The 1,033-nt window shown below is 62.0% G+C and carries 2 protein-coding genes; both read left to right on the forward strand.

Translation table 11 applies throughout. The features are described 5' to 3' along the window. A partial coding sequence (locus OQK_RS00890) for an aminotransferase class III-fold pyridoxal phosphate-dependent enzyme (RefSeq protein ID WP_038860194.1) occupies nt 1-450 on the forward strand: 450 nt, incomplete at its 5' end. Nucleotides 451-583: 133 nt separating this feature from the next. Then, nucleotides 584-1,033: 16S rRNA (uracil(1498)-N(3))-methyltransferase (locus OQK_RS00895; protein ID WP_016770704.1), on the forward strand; the 450-nt coding region annotated here is incomplete at its 3' end.

Here is a 1,033-nt window from a genome sequence, read left to right on the forward strand (position 1 = left end):
CACAGCTACACCGGCAACCCGCTGGCCTGCGCTGCGGCACTGGCGACGCTGGATATCTTCGAGCAGGACAACGTCATCGAGAACAACCAGGCGCTGGCTCAGCGCATGGCTTCGGCGACGGCGCATCTGGTCGATCACCCGAACGTCTCCGAAGTGCGCCAGACCGGCATGGTCCTGGCCATCGAGATGGTCAAGGATAAAGCCACGAAAGAGGCCTACCCTTGGCAGGAGCGTCGTGGCTTGAAAGTTTTCCAGCATGCGCTGGAGCGCGGTGCGTTGTTGCGCCCGCTGGGCAGCGTGGTGTATTTCCTGCCGCCGTATGTGATCACCCCGGAGCAGATCGACTTCCTGGCCGAAGTGGCCAGTGAAGGTATTGATATTGCTACGCGTGACAGCGTCAGCGTGGCGGTGCCGAAAGACTTCCATCCGGGATTCCGCGACCCGGGCTAACCGTAATTTCTCGTTCCCACGCTCCGCGTGGGAATGCAGCCCGGGACGCTCCGCGTCCCAAAAGCGGACGCAGAGCGTCCGATGAGGCATTCCCACGCAGAGCGTGGGAACGATCTAATCTGAGAGACCCGAAATGAGACTGTCCCGCTTCTTTATCGACGCCCCGCTGAGCACTGGCGAACACGAACTGCCGGAAGCCCAGGCGCATTACATCAGCCGCGTGTTGCGCATGGCCGAAGGCGATGCGGTGCAGTTGTTCGACGGTTCCGGCCATGAGTTTCGCGGGTCCTTGGTGGATGTCGGCAAGAAACGCGTGGTCGTGCAGATCGACGAGCAATTCGCCGGGCAAATCGAATCGCCACTGCAGATCCACCTCGGCCAGGGCCTGTCCCGGGGCGAGCGCATGGACTGGGCGATTCAGAAAGCCACCGAACTGGGCGTGACACAAATCACGCCGATCTTCAGCGAACGCTGCGAAGTGCGGCTCAAGGACGAACGCGCCGACAAGCGCTTGCTGCACTGGCGCCAAGTGGCGATCAGTGCCTGCGAACAGTGCGGGCGTTCACGGGTGCCGGTGATTCAT

The organism is Pseudomonas sp. R62, from assembly GCF_000257605.1.
GTDB lineage: Bacteria > Pseudomonadota > Gammaproteobacteria > Pseudomonadales > Pseudomonadaceae > Aquipseudomonas > Aquipseudomonas atacamensis.